The organism is Ensifer sp. NM-2 (genome assembly GCF_003024455.1).
GTDB classification, from domain to species: Bacteria; Pseudomonadota; Alphaproteobacteria; order Rhizobiales; family Rhizobiaceae; genus Ensifer; species Ensifer canadensis.
In genome coordinates this window covers 1-255 of sequence record NZ_PVZR01000214.1, presented here as the reverse complement: position 1 = coordinate 255, position 255 = coordinate 1, and the positions used below count along the sequence as shown (strand labels likewise).

Genomic DNA, 255 nt, shown 5'->3' with positions numbered 1-255 from the left:
AGGCCTGGGGCGAACGCTTTGGCATGACCCACTTCGTCAATCCGAAGGAGGTTGGCGACGACATCGTGCCTTACCTCGTCAACATGACGAAGCGCGGGGCCGACCAGATCGGCGGCGCCGATTATACGTTCGATTGCACCGGCAACACCAAGGTGATGCGCCAGGCGCTCGAAGCCTCGCATCGCGGCTGGGGCAAGTCGGTGGTCATCGGCGTTGCCGGTGCCGGCCAGGAAATCTCCACCCGTCCGTTCCAGC

The 255-nt window shown here is 63.9% G+C and carries 1 protein-coding gene; it reads left to right on the top strand.

The genetic code is table 11. From position 1 onward, the window contains the following. On the top strand, positions 1-255 hold a 255-nt coding region (locus C6558_RS39520), incomplete at both ends, for a zinc-binding dehydrogenase (RefSeq protein ID WP_146161046.1).